This is a genomic window from Brucella tritici (assembly GCF_902825325.1).
Lineage (GTDB): Bacteria > Pseudomonadota > Alphaproteobacteria > Rhizobiales > Rhizobiaceae > Brucella.
Map to the genome: position 1 here is coordinate 176,541 of NZ_CADEAR010000007.1, position 20,417 is coordinate 196,957.

Below are 20,417 nucleotides of genomic sequence, written 5' to 3' on the forward strand. Positions count from 1 at the left end.
GGGGACAGATCACGCCAATATATTACAAGCTCCGTATCTTAAAGAAGATCACCAAGCGGAGACGCATATTTCGCTGGCGTAAACTCGACGACATCATAGGTTGCCAGTCCGTGACGCCTGAAAGGGTCAAGCCTCAATATCGCGTCCAGTTCGCTCTTGCTGACCTTACCGCTTGCGAGGATCACGCCGCCGTCTCGTGGATTTTTCGGCCCGGAAGCCAGAAAAACGCCATCCGCATATTGCCGGTCCAGAAACTCCCGATGCGCTTCGAGGTGCCTCCCGATCTCCTCAAGAGGCTTGATGTAGGTCAGGTTGACAACGAACACTAGACGACCTTCAGCGATGCGGCAATGCTTCGAGGAATTCTACCGGCTCGCCCTTGTTGGCGTTCACGATTTCCGCTTCCCACATTACCTTGATGCCACGCACGAAAGTGCCAATCGGCCATCCTGTGACAGTCTTGCCGTGATAGGGCGTCCAGCCAGCCTTCGAACCCGCTTGCTCATGCGTGATCGTTTCGCGGCGCTTCATGTCCACAATGGTCAGATCGGCATCGTAGCCGACCGCGATACGACCCTTGCGGGCCATGCCGAAAATGCGGTTCGGGCCGTGGCTGGAAAGATCGACGAAGCGCTCCAGCGAAAGCCTGCCGGCATTGATGTGATCCAGCATGATTGGCACCAGCGTCTGCACCCCCGTCATGCCCGACGGGGAAGCCGGATAAGGCTTCTGCTTTTCTTCCAGCGTATGCGGTGCGTGGTCGGAACCGAGCACATCGACAATACCCTGATCAATGCCCTTCCAGACACCGTCACGGTGACGCTTGTCACGGACAGGCGGGTTCATCTGGATGAGGTTGCCAAGCGTTTTGTACTCGTCTGCCGACAGAGTGAGATGATGCGGCGTTGCTTCGCACGTCGCGACATCCTTGTGATCTTTCAGGAAGTCGATTTCCTCGGCGGTGGAGATATGCAGCACGTGAATGCGTGCGCCGGTATCGCGGGCGATGCGCACAAGCCGTTCCGTGCACTGAAGTGCTGCAACTTCGTCGCGCCAGACCGGATGGCTCGACGGATCGCCCTGCACGCGCAGGCCTTCGCGCTCCTTCAACCGGAACTCATCTTCTGAGTGAAAGGCCGCGCGACGGCGCGTATTCTTCAGGATCGAACGAACGCCATCATCGTCTTCAACAAGCAGATCACCGGTGGACGACCCCATGAAAACCTTGATCCCGGCAGCGCCCGGCAAGCGCTCCAGTTCGGCAACGTCGTTTGCATTGTCGCGCGTACCGCCAACCCAGAAAGCGAAATCGCAGTGCATGCGATGGTGGCCACGACGAATCTTGTCTTCCAGCGTCTCGGCGGAAGTGGTGAGCGGCTTGGTGTTCGGCATTTCGAAAACGGAGGTCACCCCACCCAGAACAGCGGCGAGTGAACCGGTTTCGAGATCTTCCTTGTGTTCAAGGCCGGGCTCGCGGAAATGGACCTGGCTATCCACCACGCCGGGCAGAATATGCAGGCCCGTGCAGTCGATCACCTCACCTGCCGTATGTGTGGAAAGAGAGCCTATGGCAGCGATGCGACCATTGCGAATACCGATGTCGCGTTGGCCTATACCGTCGTGATTGACGATGGTTGCACCCTTCAAAATCGTATCGAATGTTTCGGCCATAGTTGTCTCCTGCCAGATTGATAGGACTTGCGAGCCTTTCCATTGGGGCTTACGTAACGAGGGCGCGAAAGGCAAGGACGAAGCGATGACGACGGCAGTTGAAACGGTAAATCTTTCAAACAGGGCTTTGGTTCACATCACGGGCGACGACGCGGAAAAATTCCTGCAGGCCGTGATTACAACCGATCTCGACAAGCTTGGACCGGACGATTTGAAACCGGGAGCATTGCTCGCTCCGCAAGGAAAGATCCTGTTCGACTTTCTCATCTCACGCATTGATGGCGGCTTGCGTTTCGATCTCCCCGCAAGCATTGCCGCTGATTTTATCAAGCGTATCACCCTCTACAGGCTGCGCGCAAAAGCCGAAATAACGCAACTGCCAGAATCGCTTGTCAGTGTTTCCTGGCAAACTGAATCACATCCTTCACAGAGTGATTCAATCAAGCGCGACAGCCGCTTTCCAGACGAACTGAATGTTCACCGGATTTACGGTCCGGCCGATGGCACGACCGATAAAAGCGCGTGGACGAAGCTGCGGGCGGAACATGGCATAGCCGAAGGCGAAGCGGATTTCGCTTATAATGACGTCTTCCCGCATGACGTCAATTTCGACCAGACCGGCGGCGTTTCCTTCCCGAAAGGCTGTTTCATCGGGCAGGAAGTCGTGTCGCGCATGCAGCATCGCGGTACGGCTCGGCGGCGCGTTATGGTGGCACACTCCGATGGAAATCTGCCTCCGATGGGTACGCCTATTACCGTTGATGGGCGCGAGATCGGCACGACAGGAAGCTCCGCTGACACTATCGGCATCGCGCTTGTGCGCATCGATCGCGCCAAGGATGCGATAGATGCGGGTAGTCCGATTCTGGCTGGCGAAACGCCCATAACACTCACCTTGCCGCCTCACGTGCGGTTCGGGTTTCCGGAAGCTGAAGCGGGTAACGCCTGATGGCAAGCGCCGACCGATCTTCCGGCAAGACACGTGCCTGGCAACGCATGTTGTCGGGACGCCGTCTCGACCTGCTTGACCCCTCGCCGCTCGATATTGAAATCGAAGATATTGCTCACGGCCTTGCGCGTGTTGCGCGCTGGAACGGTCAGACTGTTGGCGAACATGCATTTTCGGTCGCACAGCACTCGCTGCTCGTGGATCAGATATTTACCCGGCTGGTACCCGATGCCAGCATCGAGTGGCAGTTGCTCTCGCTTCTGCACGACGCACCGGAATATGTGATCGGCGACATGATCTCGCCCTTCAAGGCGGTAATGGGCGGCAATTACAAGATGATCGAAACGCGGTTGGAAAACGCCATTCACCTGCGCTTTTCGCTGTCGATAACTGTGCCCGCCCAACTCAGGACGCTGATCAAGCGTGCCGATCAGGTTGCAGCTTTTTTTGAGGCCACGCGACTTGCCGGGTTCACCGAGACCGAGGCAGTCAAATATTTCGGGCGTCCGCGCGGTTTCGATCCGGCAGGACTGGATATCGCACCGCGCCCCACACAAGACGTGCAGACGGATTTCCTCGCACGATTTGCAGCATTGGAAAAAGCACGACAGGGCCGATGAGCAGGATCGTCGTGACACCTTTGTCGCAACTGGCAACACAACTCGCATTGCACCGGCCCAGCCATGTCGTGACGCTAGGAAGCGAGGCCCCGGCGGCCCTGCCGGATGGTTATGATGCCGTCCGTCTGTCGCTGACATTCAACGATATTATCGAATTGCGCGAAGGGTTGGTCGTCCCCGATGAAACCCACGTGCTGCGGCTTCTGGACTTCGCGAAGAGCTGGCCCATGGATGCGCCTTTGCTCATTCACTGTTATGCTGGTATTTCCCGTTCCACGGCTGCGGCTTATATCATCGCTTCGGCTTTAAACCTGGCGCTGGATGAAAGCGAGCTTGCCGGGATTGTTCGCAACCTGTCTCCATCGGCAACGCCGAATATCCGGCTCATATCGCTCGCAGACGAAATTTTGGGGCGACAGGGGCGAATGGTTGCAGCCATACGCGCAATCGGACGCGGAGCGGAAGCTTTCGAAGGTGAGGTTTTCAGCTTACCTGTGAAAGCATGATCCCGAAAAGTGGGAACCGGTTTTCGGAAAAGATCATGCTTAAATGAATCTATGGGCTGATCGCTCGCCCGAGGGCGTTCAAAAACCCGCCACGCGCATCAGGCGGTGTGACGGCACGTGGCTCCCATACATGCCGCATCAGAAAATAGCCGGTCATCGTGAAGGCATGATCGATATCGTCATAGGACGTTGCGCGAACGGCAGTATTATTGACGAAGCCCGGCAGCAGCAGAAGCTTGTCAGCCCATGGTGCGCCCGCATCACGGCAGACCGCACGCCCCGATTTCGGCGACACATAGATCAGGTCTTCCTTGACGCCTGTTGCGGCACATTCCTTGAGATCAAGACCGAAGCCAAGTTCCTCAAGCATCATCACTTCAAAGCGCAATACCAGTTCGCCTGAGGCCAGCGGATCGTCAAAATGCTCGATGATAAGCCGCAATGTCTCATAGAGGCCGCGATGCGGATCGCGTTCGGGCAACAGGCGCAAATGGGAAGCTGCAAGCTGGATACCGTATAACGCCACAGGTGTTTCGATGAGGCGGGCGGCAGCAAATTCCAGCGGTTCGATGGTAAAGCTGCCCATATGCTCATCCAGCCGCGCCCACCATGTCACGTCCACATGATTGCCCGGCTGCAGCAAAGGCTGCATGCGGCGGGAGCGCCCGCCGCGCACCATACCCATATGGCGGCCATGCTCACGGGTCATCACTTCCACAATGGCGCTTGTCTCGCCATGGCGTCGTGTCCCGAGAATTATGCCTTCATCGCGCCATTCCATGGCCGCCAGTCTTATAATTTAGGTTGGAAAATCAAGACCCATTTCGCGATAGCGTTCCGGGTCGTTGCCCCAGTTCTCGCGCACTTTCACGAAAAGGAAGAGATGAACCGTCTGTTCCAGTATCTCGGAGATTTCCATGCGTGCTGATTGCCCGATTGCCTTGATCGTCTCACCCTTGTGACCAAGCACGATCTTCTTCTGGCTTTCGCGCTCCACATAGATCACCTGCTCAATGCGGACGGATCCATCCTTGCGCTCTTCCCAGCGTTCGGTTTCCACCGTGGACGAGTAAGGCAGCTCCTCATGCAGGCGCAGATAGAGTTTTTCGCGGGTGATTTCCGCTGCAAGCTGCCGCATCGGCATATCGGAAATCTGGTCTTCCGGATAATACCAAGGGCCGTTCGGCACGTTCTCGGCGAGATATTTCGCGAGATCCTTGCAGCCCGATCCGTTCAGCGCCGAGATCATGAAAGTCTGGTCGAATGTGACCAGCTCATTGGCCTTGCGGGCAAGATCCAGCAAAACCGGCGGATCGACGCGGTCGACCTTGTTGAGCACCAGAACCTTCTTCTGTCGCACATCCTTCATGCTCGCAAGCAGCGCTTCGGCGTTCTCGTTCAGACCGCCTTGCGAATCGAGAAGAACGAGAATGATGTCGGCATCCTTCGCACCACCCCAGGCCGTCGTGACCATGGCGCGGTCGAGTCTGCGCTTCGGCCGGAAAATGCCGGGCGTGTCGACCAGAACGATCTGCGCCTGACCTTCGATGAATATGCCGCGCACAAGAGCGCGTGTCGTCTGCACCTTGTGCGTGACGATAGAAACCTTCGTTCCCACCAGCTGGTTGACCAGCGTCGATTTCCCCGCATTCGGCGCCCCGATCAGCGCCACGAAGCCGGACCGGGTCTGGCCTGCCTCGTTTTCGCCGTCAGCCGGCGTCGTCCGATTGTTCATTGTTTATCCTTCCAGACGATATTTCCTTGCAGAACGCCGCCGTCCCCTGCGCACGACATTCCCGATACGACAAAACCGCCGATGAAAGCGACATATCGTATAAGACTAATTATAACCGATCTCGATTTAAAAAACGCCAATTCTTGCATCAAGCGGAATTGTCACGCTTCCAGACGCCTTCACGATAAAGCATCACTTCAGCGGCGTTTTGTTCGGCTATTCTTTTCGAACGCCCCTCGCCCGTTTCCGTGGCAAAACCCTTGACCGTAACCTCCACCGTAAACAGCGGATCATGGTCCGGGCCGGTACGGCTGATGATAGAGTATGAAGGATGGACATTGCCCTGCTGGTGCGCCCATTCCTGCAACTCGGTCTTGGCGTCGCGGCGGGCGGCACCCGTTTGCAGTGACCGCTTTTCCCAGTAGCGCTTGACGAAGGGCCGCACAGCCTCCAGTCCGCCATCGAGATAGATCGTGGCGATCAGTGCCTCGACGACATCAGCGCGCACGTTCAAAAGGCGCTTGTCATTCAATGACTTGATATCGGAGCCGGTGTGGATGAGATCAGCCAGCCCGATCTCATCGGCAATCGCCGCACAGGTTTCTGCATTCACCAGCGCATTGAGCCGAACCGACAGTTCACCTTCGGAGGCATCGGGAAACTCGTCGAACAACATTTCCGCGACGGTCAGTCCCAGAACGCGGTCGCCGAGAAATTCGAGACGTTCATAATTTGCGCGCGATGGCGCCTGCACACTTGAGTGGGTGAGCGCACGATCCAGCCGTTTCAAATTGAGAAAACGGTGTCCGGTGCGCTCCTCCAGAATTGCTGCTGCCTGATTTGCCGAAGCCATTTCAGTTTCCGGTTACGGCTGTATGCGGCGCGGCATTGACTGAGCTGAACAGTCGGCCAAAGCGTACTTCGGTCGGCCATTTCCAGATTTCAAGCGGGCTTGCCTTGTCGGCAATGGAGAAGAAGATGATGTTTGCGCGACCGACCAGATTCTCAAACGGCACATAGCCGACGCCGAAACGGCTATCGAGCGAGTTGTCGCGGTTGTCGCCCATCATGAAGTAATGACCGGCAGGAACCTCGAAGACGCGCGTATCGTCACCGATGGAATTCGGCGCGAGATCAAGTGTGTCATAGGTCACACCGTCTGGCAGGGTTTCGCGATAGACTTCGACGGGCCGGTTCACTTCCGTCACATCGGGATTGTCGATTGTGCCGACCCGGTCACGCTTGACCGCCTGATCGTTGATATAGAGCACGCCGCCGCGCATCTGCACGCGATCGCCCGGCAGGCCGATCACGCGCTTGATGTAATCGACGGAAGGATCACTCGGCAGTTTGAACACCACCACGTCACCGCGCTTCGGCTCCGCGCTCCAGATGCGGCCTGAAAACAGATCCAGTCCAAACGGCAGCGAATAGCGCGAATAGCCATAGGCATATTTCGAAACAAACAGATAATCGCCCTCCAGAAGCGTGGGGCGCATGGAGCCCGACGGTATGCTGAAAGGCTGGAAAAGCAGGGTGCGGATGACCAGTGCCAGCAGCAGCGCCTGCACGATAACGCTGATGGTTTCGCCAAGGCCGCCGGATTTTTTTGTCTCACTCTTGCTGGACACGCTCATTGTATCTCCGCTTCCGATAACGCGATCTAATAACGACTATGAAAGCATGACGCAATCAGGCCGCCGGCAGAACGCCGGTTTATCGCACGATTATGAGCAGGAGTTTACCTGTCACAATCACAATTATTTCGTCTCAGGCAGGGCTTCGATGATAACGAACGCCTGTGCGAGAGGAAAATCATCGGTAATTGTCAGATGTATGGCGGCGCGCGTTCCTGCGGGCAGGAGTTTCTGCAACTGTTTCGCCGCACCGCCGGTCAAATGCATGGTGGGCTTTCCGGAAGGGGCATTGACCACGCCCATATCCCGCCAGAAAACGCCTTGAGCGATACCGGTTCCAAGCGCCTTCGCACAGGCTTCCTTCGCCGCGAAGCGCTTTGCATAAGATGCAGCACGCTGCTTGCGCCCGTCCGATTTTTTCTGCTCGATTTCGGTGAAGACCCGGTTGCGGAAACGGTCGCCATGCCGCTCAAGAGTACTTTCGACGCGGCGAATATCGATGAGGTCGCTACCTATACCGACAATCATACTTTCTGAAGCTCCTGCTCGCGGTGCAGGCGATGCTTTTCCGCAAGGCGTTCGATACGGCGACGACGGAAAGCCGAAACGGCAAACCGGGTAACGAAATAGACCACAACTGCGAATGCAGCGCCCAGAATCGTCGAGCCGAACAGCATCGGCTTCAAAAGCGGCGTCCAGATTTCATCGAAATGCATGGTTTCGAGCGCCCGGCCGAAATGGACCGGCGGAGCATTATCGATACTGCCATTCATGATGAAACGACCAAGCTCGAACGTGCTGCCCCAGATGAATGGCAAAGTCAGCGGATTGGCAAGGGTTGTGCCAAGCGCTGCGGCCGCAATATTTCCGGCAAGGAAATAAGCAAGCACGATTGCGATGATGAGATGGAAACCGAAGAAAGGCGTAAACGCCGAAAACACGCCGACGGCGAGACCCGCTGCGACAGCATGAGGCGAGGCAGTGATGCGCAGAATCCGCTTTCCACCGTACCGGAAGGAACGGGAGAAGGAGCGGCGCGGCCAGACCAGAAGCCTTAAACGCTCTTTTCTGGTCGGAGGATTACGGCGTTGAAACAGCATGCGCTTCTATTAATGCTCTCCCATCGCGGAGACAATTGTTATTATTCGGCCAAAACTGCGGCACTGTCGCTGCGTTCAAAAGGAACGGTGTCCAGCCTCGGCAAATAAAACCGCGGCGAAACACCAAGCATCCTGCGGAACATCGTCGTGAAAGCAGAAACGCTGTCATAACCCAGATCGAGTGCCACGCTCGTCACAGCCTCCCCTTCCGTAAGCCGGGGAACCGCAGCGAACAGACATGCCTGCTGGCGCCAGACTGAAAGGCTGACGCCGGTTTCCCGCTGGAAATGCCGGGTAAATGAACGCCGGCTCATTGCCATCCTGTCAGCCCAGTCATCAATTGTGGCGCGCGAAGAAGGCTTTTTCACGAATTCACGGCATAGTTTCTGCAAACGCGGATCGGACGGGAAAGGCAGGCCCAGAGAGCGTTGCGGCAATGTATGGAGGTCTCGCAGGATCAGCTCGATCACCAGCGCATCGCGACTATCCGGCTCCGGCGTGCTGTCCTGCGTGGTTGCATCGATGATAAGGCATCGCATGAGATCGGTAAGCCCGACCACGTGGAGATAATCCGGCACGCCCGAGACGGCATCGACGCAGATATAGATCGACCGCATGTAGACTTCGCCGAGGATTTCGACCGAATGCTCCACACCTGCCGGTATCCACATGGCGTGGTCGCTCGGAATCATCCAGCGTCCGGCGTCCGTCGTCACCAGAACCACGCCTTGCGAGGCACAGAGAAGCTGTGCCCGGCTGTGACAATGGCGCGGCACGAAATAGCCGTCTGGATAGCGTGTCGGCAGGGCAATCACCGGCCCGCTCATGCCTTCCAGCATAGCGATACGTTGTTCGTGGAACTTCTGCAGTTCCTCGCTTCCCGGCAATAAAAGCCCCGGTGGAGACTTCGGTTTCATTGCAGTCCTGGTCTCTGTTTTGGCCCACTCTCGAAACTATTGGACCAAAACACGAAAGCGGGCGAGAGGCAATAGTCCTATTAATGGCTTGCTGAGAATGGGTCGCGACATTCGCTGGCGGAATGAATTTGACGTTTGAGGAGTGCAACTGCCTGTCCAGACGCCAAGTTCGCAAATTTTCGCCAGTTTCTCATCAACACCCCGCAATTTCCCTGAGTGTCCTATTTCCTGTAGTCAGATAATATCTGCAGGAAATGCGCCTGAAGACCGGCTTTCATCTTCGGAGTAGTAGTATGAGCATGAGTGCTGCACAGCAGCCATCAAACAGCGGCGCGGACAATACTGTCCTCGCCATCATTCTGGCCACAAGCATGGGCCATTTCCTGAACGACATGATGCAGTCGCTCCTTCCGGCCATCTATCCGATGCTGAAGGACAACTACAGCCTGTCATTCTGGCAGATCGGCCTTCTGACATTCACCTTCCAGATGACAGCATCGATCCTGCAGCCGCTCGTGGGTATCTATACCGACCGCAAGCCAATGCCTTATTCCCTGCCTTTTGGCATGGGGTGCACGCTCGTCGGACTCGTCTTTCTGGCGACAGCGCATCACTATTCGATCCTGCTTCTGGGTGCAGCCTTTGTTGGCTTCGGCTCGTCCGTCTTCCATCCGGAAGCCGCCCGTGTGGCACGCCTTGCCTCCGGCGGACGTCATGGTTTTGCGCAATCCCTGTTTCAGGTAGGCGGCAATTTCGGCTCGTCGATCGGCCCGCTTCTGGCGGCCTTCATCGTTCTGCCTTTCGGCCAGATCAGCGTGTCGTGGTTCTCTGTCGCCGCGCTCATCGGCATGATGCTGCTCTGGTATGTCAGCAACTGGTATAATCGCTACCGGATTGCCAATGCCAGCAAGGCGAAGCCCGACAAGACCCTTCCGCTTCCGCGCAACAAGGTTCTGGTGTCCGTTGGCGTTCTGGCGATGCTGGTTTTCACCAAGTACATCTACATGGCCAGCCTGACGAGCTACTACACCTTCTACACCATCAGCCATTTCGGTGTGACAGTGCAGGCATCGCAGCTTCTTCTATTCCTGTTCCTCGGTGCAGTAGCTGCGGGAACGATCATCGGTGGTCCGATCGGTGACAGGATCGGCGCGCGCAAGGTGATCTGGGCATCGATCCTAGGCGTCCTGCCATTCACGCTGGCCCTACCCTATGCAAACCTGGAAATGACGGCGATCCTGACGGTGATCATCGGCCTGATCCTCGCCTCGGCCTTCCCGGCAATCGTGGTGTTCGCTCAGGAACTGCTGCCGGGACGTGTCGGCATGGTATCCGGCTTGTTCTTCGGCTTCGCTTTCGGCATGGCCGGTATCGCTGCTGCTGTCCTCGGTATTGTGGCCGATAACAAGGGCATCGAGTATGTTTACAACATCTGCTCGTATCTGCCCCTGCTCGGCCTGCTGACGATTTTCCTGCCTAAGCTGGAAAAGAACCGTCAAGCCTAATCCATATGAAAAGCGCACAGCCCGAAAGCCATTTAAGCTTTCGGGCTGTGCTCAAAATAGTGGAGCACCGCACGTCCCCCAACGGCGGTGCTCCCATGCTACTGACCTTTTGACGGCCCGGTGCAGCAGCATTCTCTTGATAGAGCATCTTGGGCTCTATCTCTTTGTTCCAACGCAAGTTCAGACGGCGAAGCTGAAGCCGTGCATAGTCTCCCTGCGAAATTCATCGAAAGCAGCCGCGACCAGACGGATCAGCGGTTTGCCATCGCTTGTTGCGCTGATGACCCCATTGCGGACTTCCACCAGCCCGTCAGCCACCAGAGGGCGCAGCAAGGCCAGTTCGTCGGAGAACTCCACGCCCGGCGCCGTAGTATTCAGATCAACCCGAAAGTTGCACATCAGGGCCGTGATAATTCCGGCGCGGATACGGTCGCTTTCGCGCATCGCATAGCCGCGAACAGTTGCAAGGTCACCCGCTTCAACACGCTTGGAATATTGCTTCACGTCCGAGATATTCTGGGCATAGCCGCCGGGGAACTGCGAAATCGATGATGGTCCGAGACCGATCAATGTCTGGCAGCGATCATCCGTATAACCCTGGAAATTACGGTGCAGCGTTCCGTGGCGTGCAGCAATGGCCAGACTGTCATCCGGCAATGCATAGTGGTCGATCCCTACCGGCTCATAGCCGAAACCGATGAAACTATCCGCAACCACACGTGCCTGAGCGAAGCGTTCGTCAGCATCGGGCAGAAGGCTTGCGTCGATCAGCCGTTGATTGGCGCGCCGCTGGGGAAGATGCGCATAACCATAGCAGGCGACGCGGTCAGGCTTGAGGGCAGCGACCTTTTCGCAAGTCTCACGCAGTGTCTCAACGGTCTGCAACGGCAGGCCGTAGATGAGATCGAAGTTGAGACGGTCAATGCCGACTTCCCGCAGAAGGCTGGCAGCCTTGGCAACTGTCTCTATCGGTTGAATGCGACCGATGGCTTTTTGCACTTCACCGTCAACATCCTGTACGCCGAGGCTGGCACGATTGACACCCATGAGCGCAAGCGTGCGCGCCAATTGCGGCGTGACGGTGCGGGGATCAAGCTCAATGGCATGTTCCATCTCGGGCGCAAAATCGAACGCAACGCGTAAAGCAGCCAGAATGCTCGTAAACTGACGCGAGTTCAAAATGGAAGGCGTCCCCCCGCCCCAATGAAGATGGACCACGCTGGGCCGTGCAGTCAGGCTCTTGCTGACAGTTTCGATTTCGCTGAGCAAAGAAGTGCAGAAATTCTCGACCACATCGTTGCGAACTGCCATTTTTGCATGGCAACCGCAGTAGTGGCAAAGCTGCCGACAATAAGGCACGTGGATATAAAGTGAGACGCTTTCTTCCGGCCCTATCTGTCGCAGCCAACGATGCGTCGTCTCAGCGCCGACAGGAATAAAGTCTGCAGCCGTCGGGAAAGACGTATATCTAGGCACCGCCAATGCGGCGTAGCGTCTTATCGCTTCTTCATGCATAGCGCGTCCACCTTAAGCGTCGGGCGCTCCGGCGAGGCCCTGCCGGATATGCGCGCACCAGAACCGGGGCGACATTCCGCGGGGCAAGACGGCATGATGCGGCAAGGAAGCCCGCATGCATGACAGCCGATATTGCAATTCCCAGCCACAACAGCACCTGTTTTCCCCATTTTGAACGTACAATCCTAAAACGGATCGCATCAATCTCTATGGTCAGGAATAGGCTGTTCTGCCGGATGCCGCATTGATTTGAATCAACGGAAATACATCCGGATTTTAGGGATTGCGGCTTGAATTCAGAGGTTTTCCGGGTCCATCCCGGCAACGGCTGCCAGTGAACGGCGCGACAGGATTTCGACCGTATTGGCATCGGGCAATTGGATCAACCCTTGGGTTTTCAGCTTTGTAAAGCTGCGACTGACGGTTTCAATCGTCAGACCGAGATAGTCTGCAATATCGGTACGGTTCATCGACAGATGAACCGGATTGGACTTCTCTCCGCGCTTCTCAGCCCGGGCCGACAAAACCAGCAGGAAGCTTGCAAGCTTTTCCACCGGCGCGAGGCGTCCGAGCACAAGCTGATTGTCGCGCGCCGTGCGAAGAGCTGCCCTTGTCATCTGATGCAGGCGTTCCTTCAATTTCGGGAAACGCTCCATCAGATCATCCATCTCCTTGGTGGAAAAGGCGCACAGAACCGATGGCACGACAGCTTCGGCCGACTGGGAATAAGTCTCGTCGTCAGCCAGACCGAGATAGTCGCCAGGGAACAGGAAACCTGCAATCTGCCGTCGCCCATCAGGAAGCGACGTATAGATGCGCAGCATACCGGAAGTGAGGCTGAAGACACGGCGCTTCGGCTCCCCCTCTTCCACAAGCTGCTCATTGGCATCGAGACGCTTGGACGTCATGATCGCTTCGAGAGCACCGAGATCGCCGTCGTCCAGCGCCGCGCAAACCGCAGATCGTCGAACGTCGCACTCCACGCATACCCCGCATGGTGCGCGGTAAGGCGATCTGGGATCGAATAAAATGGGCGCTACACTCACGATGGAATCCTGTTTGTGGAAGCCGGAAAACGTTTTGTGATTACCCTCTTAAATAGGTAACTAAAACGCGTCCCGCAAAGCGGAATTTCGCCGCAGGGGTGTATCTTCCCTGCAGCGTATCCAAAACCGCTGGTAAACTTGTTTAAATGTTGCGACTACCGGGCTTCACAGCCGGGATTGCAGCAAGTTCCGGCGGCAATTTATCCGCAGGATAGGCTGGAACTTCATATTCAGCGAGAGAAATCAGCTTGGTGCCAACATCTGCCTTCCCTGCCGAACGGTCGACAATGCAGGCCGCAGCCAAGACTTCGATGCCGAGGTCCTTCATGCAATCGATCGTTTCGCGGATAGAAAGTCCAGTCGTGACAATATCTTCCACGATAACGACCCGAGCACCTTTCGGCACATCAAATCGGCGCAGACGGAAGACACCATTTTCACGTTCCACCCATACCGACGGAACATGCAGATGGCGCGAGGTCTCGTAGGAAGGGATCAGGCCACCAATCGCCGGTCCGACCACGTAATCGATGGTTCCAAGATTTGCCGCCTTGATTTTCTCTGCGAGAGCCTTGCAAAGCTTTTCCGTCTTGTCGGCATGCATGAAAACACGTGCCTTCTGAAGGAAAACAGGGCTGCGCAGGCCTGACGTCAGAATAAAGTGGCCTTCAAGGATCGCTCCCGCTTCGCGGAAGACGGCAAGCACATCTTCGGTATTCATCTTAGTCCTATCCGTTCACGCGTTTCGCGCCGCTGACGCTCGCGCTCTCTTTCAATTGGGAAATGATACGGTTGAGATGCTTGAGGTCCCAAACCTCGACATCGATAATCATCTCGGTGAAATCCGGTGCCGTGCGCACCATGGAGAGATTGTGAATATTCGCGTCGTTGGCCGCCACGATCTGTGCGATCTCTGCCAGTGAGCCGGGCGAATTGATAGCCGATACGCTGACGCGTGCCGGGAAACGCTCGCTCATCTGCTCGTCAATGTCCCAACGCACATCAATCCAGCGCTCCGGCTGATCGTCATAGGCCGTCAGCGCAGGCGACTGGATCGGGTAGATCGTGATACCGGCACCAGGCTGCAAAATGCCGACGATACGATCTCCGGGGACGGCACCTTCCGGGGCGAAACGCACAGGCAGGTCCGAATTGGTGCCGCGAATCGGCAGCGCCTTCTTTCCAGGCTTCGGCATAGCCCCGGCTTCGTCCTTGGCGGCATCTTCACTGCCTTCCGGCACCTTGAAGATCATGCCGGCGGCGTTCTGAATGTTGAACCAGCCCTTTTCACCCGTCTTGGCCGGGCTGTTCTGCGATGTGACGCGTGTGTCCTGATAGTCTGGATAGACAGCCTTCACCACATCGGTTGACGGCAACTCACCGCGTCCGACTGCGGCCAGCACATCCTCGACATCCTTGCGCGCCAGGCGCGGAAGTCCCGGCTTCAATATATCCTTGCTGAACGGCTTTCCGGCACGTTCGAAAGCGCGTTCCAGAATACGCATGCCAAGCCCTGAATATTGCTTGCGGACAGCAGAGCGGGTTGCGCGCCGAATGGCGGCACGCGCCTTGCCGGTCGCGACAAGCGACTCCCAGGCTGCTGGCGGAACCTGCGCCTTGGAGCGGATGATATCCACCTCATCGCCGTTCTTCAGTTCGGTCATCAGCGGCATGATGCGCCCGTTGACCTTAGCACCCACGCAGCTATCGCCGATATCGGTGTGAACGGCATAGGCGAAATCGATCGGCGTTGCACCACGAGGCAAAGCGATGAGACGCCCTTTCGGCGTGAAGCAGAAGACCTGATCCTGAAACAGCTCAAGCTTGGTGTGCTCGAGAAACTCTTCGGGATTGTCGCCTTCGGAAAGCTGCTCGATCGTCTGGCGCAGCCATGCATAAGCATTGGTTTCGGTGGACATTTTGTGCGGATTGTTGGCGCTGCCACGATCCTTGTAGATCGAATGCGCTGCAACGCCAAATTCGGCAATCTCGTCCATTTCGCGCGTACGAATCTGCAGTTCGATACGCTGACGCGAAGGGCCGATGATAGTGGTGTGGATCGAGCGGTAATCGTTCTGCTTGGGCGTGGAAATGTAATCCTTGAACCGACCCGGCACCATCGACCATGTCGTATGAATAAGACCGAGTGCCCGATAGCAATCCTGCATCGTATCGACCATGACACGGAAGCCGAAAATGTCGGAGAGTTGCTCGAATGACAGGCCCTTGGTTTCCATCTTGCGGAAAACCGACCACGCCTTCTTCTGACGGCTCTTTACACTGGCCTTGATGCCGTGCTTCTCGAAAATTTCGGAGAGGTCCTTTTCGATTTTCTGCAGCAGCCCGCGGTTCTTTTCCAGAAGCTCGGCCAGGCGATCCGTCACAGCGCGCCATGCATCGGGATTGATATAGCGGAAGGCCAGCTCTTCCAGCTCTTCGCGCATATCCTGCATACCCATGCGGCCAGCGAGTGGCGCATAGATATCCATCGTTTCCTCGGCAATACGCAGGCGCTTGTCTTCCCGCATCACGCCCAGCGTGCGCATATTATGCAGACGGTCGGCAAGCTTCACCAGAAGCACGCGCACATCTTCGGAAATCGCCAGAAGCAGCTTGCGAAGGTTTTCCGCCTGTACAGCCTTCTTCGAAACGAGGTCGAGCTTCTTGAGCTTGGTCAGACCCTCTACGAGCTTGCCGATTTCAGGGCCGAAGAGCTGATCGATTTCCTGCCGGGTGGCCGTCGTGTCTTCAATCGTGTCGTGCAGGAGCGCGATGGCAATCGTCGCTTCGTCGAGATGCATATCGGTGAGGATCGCAGCGACTTCGAGCGGATGGGAAAAATAGGGGTCGCCGGAAGCGCGCTTCTGACTGCCATGCTTTTGCATGGCATAGACATATGCCTTGTTAAGAAGCGCCTCGTTCACGTCAGGCTTGTATCGCTGTACACGCTCCACAAGCTCATATTGGCGCATCATCTACGAGAACTCCCTTTCGAAACCGATACCTGGAACCATATCGGGTCCAGCACACCGGATATTGTGACCCAAAATCGCCGAAAATCGAATAGTTCTCGACGTTTAGGCTTAATTTTCTGCCGACAATATTAATTTCTGGCAGAAATCGCTCGTCATTGGTGCTTTTCGCAAGCCATCACGAGCATTCATAACCTTTGCGACAAGCCAGCCTGCACGGCTATCGACGCATAAAAACATGCGCCACGACCGGGAAGTCGCAGCGCATGCAAAAGAGAGTTGATTCAAACGATGATCAGAAGTCGTCGTTCTTCTCTGGTGCAACGAGGCCTTCGATACCGGCAAGCAGTTCTTCTTCCGACATACGGTCGAAAGCAACCACATCTTCTTCGGCAGCGTCTGCAATGCCTTCCGCGACTTCTTCCGAAGAAGAAGTAATCTGTGCGGGTGCAGCCGCTTCCGGCTCATCGACTTCCACATGCTTCTGCAGCGAATGGATGAGATCTTCCTTCAGATCGTCCGGCGAGAGGGTTTCGTCGGCGATTTCGCGCAGGGCAACGACAGGATTCTTGTCGTTGTCGCGGTCGATGGTGATCTGTGCACCCTGTGAAATTTGGCGAGCACGGTGACCAGCCAGCAGAACCAGTTCAAAACGGTTCTCGACCTTATCTACGCAGTCCTCAACAGTGACGCGGGCCATGCGCGGTCCCTTTCATTTCTCGAACTTTATTGGATTTTTCCCCACATAACGCTTGTGGAGTGAAATTACAAGCAAAAGCGGAAATGCTCGTGCCTTGCTGCATGAAATCTGCCAAAAGAACGTCAAATTCATGGAATCGCCTCATAAAACACGGAGGCGCGTCAAAACGGCACAATATTTTATAAGCCTGAAAGCGATTATTGGGGCAAGACTCCCCGATAGGTAATTTAGTGGGGGCAAATAACAACCCATGGTTGCTTGTTTTTCTGTGATATGTCCTTAGAAGGCAATAAACGCACTGGTAAAATTTGATACCACCCGCCGTTTAGAAAACAAACTGAATAAGCGGTCGTCGGTCCACTCCCGTCCGGCCGTAGAGTGGATATATTGCACGATGTTCGATTCTCGTGAAAAGATTGCGCTTTTTATTGATGGCGCCAATTTATACGCTGCCTCCAAGACTTTGGGGTTCGATATTGATTATCGTAAGCTTTTGAAGGCCTTTCAGAAGCGCGGCTATCTGCTCCGCGCTTATTATTACACGGCCTTGGTTGAAGATCAGGAATATTCCTCGATCCGTCCCTTGATCGACTGGCTGGATTATAACGGCTACAAGGTCGTCACAAAGGCCGCCAAGGAATTCACGGATTCCACCGGACGCCGCAAGGTGAAGGGCAATATGGACATCGAGCTGACGGTCGATGCGATGCAGCTTACCGATACAGTCGACCATTTTGTGATTTTCTCCGGCGACGGCGATTTCCGCTCGCTTGCAGAAGCTCTTCAGCGCAAGGGCCGCAAGGTTTCGGTCGTATCGACTCTCACCACCCAGCCAGCCATGATTTCCGATGAACTGCGCCGTCAGGCCGATCATTTCATCGATCTGGTCTCGCTCAAGGCTGAGATTGGTCGCGACCCGTCGGAACGCGCACCGCGCCGCCAGGATGATGATCTCGACGACAGCTATTGACGCCGTCGTCGAGCCGGTTCATGCAGAGGCATGATTTCCGAACCATCTCCCAATTGCGATATCTGTCCGAGGCTGCACGCATTCCTTCAGGAATGGCGGCGCAAGGAACCATCGTGGCATAATTCGCCCGTTCCACCGTTTCTGCCAGCGCATGATGACGATGTCCGGCTCCTGATTGTGGGGTTGGCACCGGGTTTACGCGGCGCCAACCGAACCGGGCGCCCCTTCACCGGTGATTATGCCGGCGACCTTCTCTACAGCACGCTGTGTGAATTCGGATTCGCCGCCGGCAAGTTCGAAGCCCGTCCCGACGATAGCTTGCGCCTGCTGGATGCCAGCATTGTCAATGCAGTGCGCTGCGTACCGCCGGAAAACAAGCCCATTGGCTCCGAGATCAACAATTGCCGACAATTCCTGTTACCGATGCTGACCCGGTTTCGCAATCTGCAGGCAATCGTCACGCTGGGAACGATTGCGCATCAATCGACGGTCCGTGCTCTTGGCGCCCCGGTTGCGCGACATCCCTTCGGCCATGACCGGGCAAGCGACATCGGCAGCCTGCGGATTTTCTCCAGCTATCATTGCTCGCGCTATAACACGAATACCGGGCGGCTAACGGATACCATGTTCCGAACCGTATTCCGGCATGTACGCGATTATCTGAATCAAAAGAGCGCCTGAGGCGCTCTTTCTTCTACTGATCTTTATCCCTTATCCCGCATCAAGCGAGCTTTTTCGCGATTCCAGTCGCGCTTCTTTTCGGTCTCGCGCTTGTCGTGAGTCTTCTTGCCTCGCGCCAGCGCCAGTTCCAGCTTCGCCCGCCCCCGATCATTGAAGTAAAGCTTCAATGGCACCACGGTCATCCCGTCGCGCGATACAGAGTTGAACAGGCGGGACATTTCGCGCTTGCTGATGAGCAACTTGCGCAAGCGCCGCGGCTCATGATTGAAGCGATTGCCCTGCGTATACTCCGGAATATAGGAATTGATGAGCCAGAACTCGCCATTCTCAAAGCTCGCATAGCTTTCAGCTATGTTTGATTGATTGGCGCGCAACGACTTGACCTCGGTGCCGGTCAGGACGAGACCGGCTTCGAGCGTATCAAGAATTTCAAAATTGAAGCGCGCCTTGCGGTTTTCCGCGATCATCTTGCGCACGGGAGAATTCTTAGGCTTGTTCATGATAGCACCATATAATGTGCAATACCTGAAATGAAAACGCTCCCGAAGCTACGGGAGCGTAAAAATCAGCGAAAGCGGTAAATAAGAACGGTTACAGAAACGAAGCGCCGTTCCATCTCTTTGTTTTGTCGCATTGCCGCAAGCAAAACCGCTTCACGCTTTTGCTGGCAATACTCCAGGCAGGTCAGTTGACCAGACCCGCATGTTTCATGGCTTGATCGATCTTCTCAGCCGTCGCAGCTTCCACCGTCACCATCGGCGACCGCAGCGCGTTTTCCACGCGGCCAAGACGCGACAGGGCATATTTCGGACCAGACGGGTTCGGCTCGATGAAGAGCGCCTTGTGCAGCGGCATCAGACGGTCCTGCAACTCAAGTGCCCTGGCAAAATCGCCAGCCTGACATGCATCCTGGAATTCTGCGCAAAGACGCGGCGCGATGTTGGACGTCACCGAAATGCACCCTACCCCGCCATGGGCGTTGAAACCCAAGGCAGTAGCATCTTCGCCGGAAAGCTGGATGAAATCCTTGCCGCAGGTTGCACGCTGTTCCGATACGCGCTCGATCTTGCCGGTCGCATCCTTGACGCCCACGATGTTCTTGTGGTCGCGAACGAGAGCGCCCATCGTTTCCGGCGTCATGTCGATGACCGAACGACCGGGAATATTGTAGATGATGAGCGGAATCGAGATGGAGCGCGCCACACGCGAGAAATGTTCGTAAAGGCCGCGCTGGTTCGGCTTGTTATAATAGGGCGTGACGACGAGAACAGCATCAGCACCAGCCTTTTCGGCATGCTGGGCCAGTTCAATCGCTTCCACCGTATTGTTGGAGCCTGCTCCGGCGATCACCGGAACGCGGCCAGCCGCAACCTCAATGCAAACCTCAATGACGCGCTTGTGCTCATCATGCGACAGGGTCGGCGTTTCGCCGGTCGTACCGACGGGAACCAGTCCTTTGGTGCCTTCTTCGATCTGCCAGTTTACAAATGCGCGAAAGGCTTTCTCGTCGAACGCTCCTTCGGAATCGAATGGCGTGACAAGCGCGGTAATTGAGCCCTTCAGCATTAGTGAACTCCTGAAAAAAGAAAGACTGGACCTCATTCCACCGATCAGCTTGGGATCACCCTGGGGCTTCTGACCGGGTTGAGGCGTTGCACAATAGTCTTGCCACACGAGTGGAGCAAGCGGGGTAAGCTGGCAAAACAAGCGTAATACGGCAGTTTTGCGGCAAAAAACGCGGCAGTCTCCATGCTTCACCGGCTATTCGCCAGATTGCCTTCGGAAACATTGGAAGTCTCCGCCAGCCGAGCGGCGAGCAACGACTCGCGATAACGCTTTATTAAGGATGGATTCATTCCTTGAGCTTATCATCATCATTGAAATCGTCGGCCA

General features: G+C 56.0%; 22 protein-coding genes. 6 read left to right on the forward strand and 16 right to left on the reverse strand.

Annotation, left to right across the window (positions count from 1 at the left end; translation table 11 throughout):
* Positions 1–38: 38 nt before the first annotated feature.
* Together HWX93_RS12410 and HWX93_RS12415 are read right to left on the reverse strand one after the other, a co-directional pair.
* The gene (locus tag HWX93_RS12410; RefSeq protein ID WP_109987976.1) at positions 39–326 is read right to left on the reverse strand and encodes a YciI family protein; all 288 of its coding nucleotides are present in this window, start codon (positions 324–326) and stop codon (positions 39–41) included.
* A gap of 10 nt (positions 327–336) precedes the next feature.
* Complete coding sequence (locus HWX93_RS12415) at positions 337–1,671, reverse strand: dihydroorotase (RefSeq protein ID WP_176037507.1); 1,335 nt, start codon at positions 1,669–1,671, stop codon at positions 337–339.
* An 85-nt stretch (positions 1,672–1,756) separates the two neighbouring features.
* On the opposite strand from HWX93_RS12415, the gene HWX93_RS12420 reads away from it, so the two are divergent.
* Genes HWX93_RS12420 through HWX93_RS12430 form a run of 3 tightly spaced genes read left to right on the forward strand, consistent with a single transcriptional unit; the run spans position 1,757 to position 3,746 of the window.
* Positions 1,757–2,620 carry a YgfZ/GcvT domain-containing protein gene (locus tag HWX93_RS12420; protein WP_235969106.1) on the forward strand — a complete coding sequence of 288 codons (864 nt, stop codon included), beginning with the start codon at positions 1,757–1,759 and terminating at the stop codon, positions 2,618–2,620.
* Positions 2,620–3,240: a YfbR-like 5'-deoxynucleotidase gene (locus HWX93_RS12425; RefSeq protein ID WP_176037508.1), complete on the forward strand. Its 621-nt coding sequence runs from the start codon at positions 2,620–2,622 to the stop codon at positions 3,238–3,240. Before HWX93_RS12420 ends, HWX93_RS12425 begins: the two co-directional genes overlap by 1 nt.
* The gene (locus HWX93_RS12430; RefSeq protein WP_176037509.1) at positions 3,237–3,746 is read left to right on the forward strand and encodes a tyrosine phosphatase family protein; all 510 of its coding nucleotides are present in this window, start codon (positions 3,237–3,239) and stop codon (positions 3,744–3,746) included. The genes HWX93_RS12425 and HWX93_RS12430 overlap by 4 nt, the downstream gene beginning before the upstream one ends.
* Before the next feature lie 49 nt (positions 3,747–3,795).
* Here HWX93_RS12430 and recO read toward each other — a convergent pair whose 3' ends face one another.
* From recO to HWX93_RS12465, 7 genes are all read right to left on the reverse strand, one after another.
* Positions 3,796–4,527: a DNA repair protein RecO gene (recO, locus tag HWX93_RS12435; RefSeq protein WP_109987972.1), complete on the reverse strand. Its 732-nt coding sequence runs from the start codon at positions 4,525–4,527 to the stop codon at positions 3,796–3,798.
* Positions 4,528–4,545: 18 nt separating this feature from the next.
* The gene (gene era / locus HWX93_RS12440) at positions 4,546–5,481 is read right to left on the reverse strand and encodes a GTPase Era (RefSeq protein ID WP_176037510.1); all 936 of its coding nucleotides are present in this window, start codon (positions 5,479–5,481) and stop codon (positions 4,546–4,548) included.
* 148 nt (positions 5,482–5,629) lie between these two features.
* On the reverse strand, positions 5,630–6,334 hold the full coding sequence (gene rnc, locus HWX93_RS12445) for a ribonuclease III (protein WP_109987970.1): 705 nt from the start codon (positions 6,332–6,334) through the stop codon (positions 5,630–5,632).
* A gap of 1 nt (position 6,335) precedes the next feature.
* Positions 6,336–7,118, reverse strand: coding sequence for a signal peptidase I (lepB, locus tag HWX93_RS12450; protein WP_109987969.1), 783 nt, complete (start codon positions 7,116–7,118; stop codon positions 6,336–6,338).
* Between the two features lie 123 nt (positions 7,119–7,241).
* Entirely contained in the window at positions 7,242–7,646 is a 405-nt protein-coding gene (gene acpS / locus HWX93_RS12455) for a holo-ACP synthase (RefSeq protein ID WP_109987968.1), read from the reverse strand.
* Positions 7,643–8,218: a type IV secretion system effector BspA gene (gene bspA / locus HWX93_RS12460; protein ID WP_109987967.1), complete on the reverse strand. Its 576-nt coding sequence runs from the start codon at positions 8,216–8,218 to the stop codon at positions 7,643–7,645. Before bspA ends, acpS begins: the two co-directional genes overlap by 4 nt.
* 41 nt (positions 8,219–8,259) lie before the next feature.
* A complete protein-coding gene (locus HWX93_RS12465; RefSeq protein WP_176037564.1) occupies positions 8,260–9,105 on the reverse strand; it encodes an AraC family transcriptional regulator in 846 nt (281 codons plus the stop codon).
* 323 nt (positions 9,106–9,428) lie between these two features.
* Here HWX93_RS12465 and HWX93_RS12470 point away from each other — a divergent pair, with 323 nt between their 5' ends.
* Positions 9,429–10,640: an MFS transporter gene (locus HWX93_RS12470; RefSeq protein ID WP_109987965.1), complete on the forward strand. Its 1,212-nt coding sequence runs from the start codon at positions 9,429–9,431 to the stop codon at positions 10,638–10,640.
* Between the two features lie 180 nt (positions 10,641–10,820).
* Here the strand turns inward: HWX93_RS12470 and hemN are convergent, their stop codons facing one another.
* From hemN to rpoZ, 5 genes are all read right to left on the reverse strand, one after another.
* Complete coding sequence (gene hemN, locus HWX93_RS12475; protein WP_176037511.1) at positions 10,821–12,155, reverse strand: oxygen-independent coproporphyrinogen III oxidase; 1,335 nt, start codon at positions 12,153–12,155, stop codon at positions 10,821–10,823.
* Between the two features lie 296 nt (positions 12,156–12,451).
* Positions 12,452–13,201, reverse strand: a complete 750-nt coding sequence (locus HWX93_RS12480) for a helix-turn-helix domain-containing protein (protein ID WP_176037512.1) — start codon at positions 13,199–13,201, stop codon at positions 12,452–12,454.
* Between the two features lie 142 nt (positions 13,202–13,343).
* Positions 13,344–13,922, reverse strand: coding sequence for an orotate phosphoribosyltransferase (pyrE, locus tag HWX93_RS12485; protein ID WP_151554850.1), 579 nt, complete (start codon positions 13,920–13,922; stop codon positions 13,344–13,346).
* A gap of 7 nt (positions 13,923–13,929) precedes the next feature.
* Complete coding sequence (locus tag HWX93_RS12490) at positions 13,930–16,176, reverse strand: RelA/SpoT family protein (protein WP_151554851.1); 2,247 nt, start codon at positions 16,174–16,176, stop codon at positions 13,930–13,932.
* Positions 16,177–16,468: 292 nt separating this feature from the next.
* On the reverse strand, positions 16,469–16,873 hold the full coding sequence (gene rpoZ, locus HWX93_RS12495; RefSeq protein WP_061347279.1) for a DNA-directed RNA polymerase subunit omega: 405 nt from the start codon (positions 16,871–16,873) through the stop codon (positions 16,469–16,471).
* Positions 16,874–17,267: 394 nt separating this feature from the next.
* Here rpoZ and HWX93_RS12500 point away from each other — a divergent pair, with 394 nt between their 5' ends.
* On the forward strand, positions 17,268–17,843 hold the full coding sequence (locus HWX93_RS12500; RefSeq protein ID WP_012092419.1) for an NYN domain-containing protein: 576 nt from the start codon (positions 17,268–17,270) through the stop codon (positions 17,841–17,843).
* A gap of 30 nt (positions 17,844–17,873) precedes the next feature.
* A complete protein-coding gene (locus HWX93_RS12505) occupies positions 17,874–18,524 on the forward strand; it encodes a uracil-DNA glycosylase (protein WP_061347278.1) in 651 nt (216 codons plus the stop codon).
* A 23-nt stretch (positions 18,525–18,547) separates the two neighbouring features.
* Here the strand turns inward: HWX93_RS12505 and smpB are convergent, their stop codons facing one another.
* Positions 18,548–19,024, reverse strand: coding sequence for an SsrA-binding protein SmpB (smpB, locus tag HWX93_RS12510; RefSeq protein WP_061347277.1), 477 nt, complete (start codon positions 19,022–19,024; stop codon positions 18,548–18,550).
* Positions 19,025–19,208: 184 nt separating this feature from the next.
* A complete protein-coding gene (gene dapA, locus HWX93_RS12515) occupies positions 19,209–20,090 on the reverse strand; it encodes a 4-hydroxy-tetrahydrodipicolinate synthase (protein ID WP_151677977.1) in 882 nt (293 codons plus the stop codon).
* Positions 20,091–20,417 lie beyond the last annotated feature (327 nt).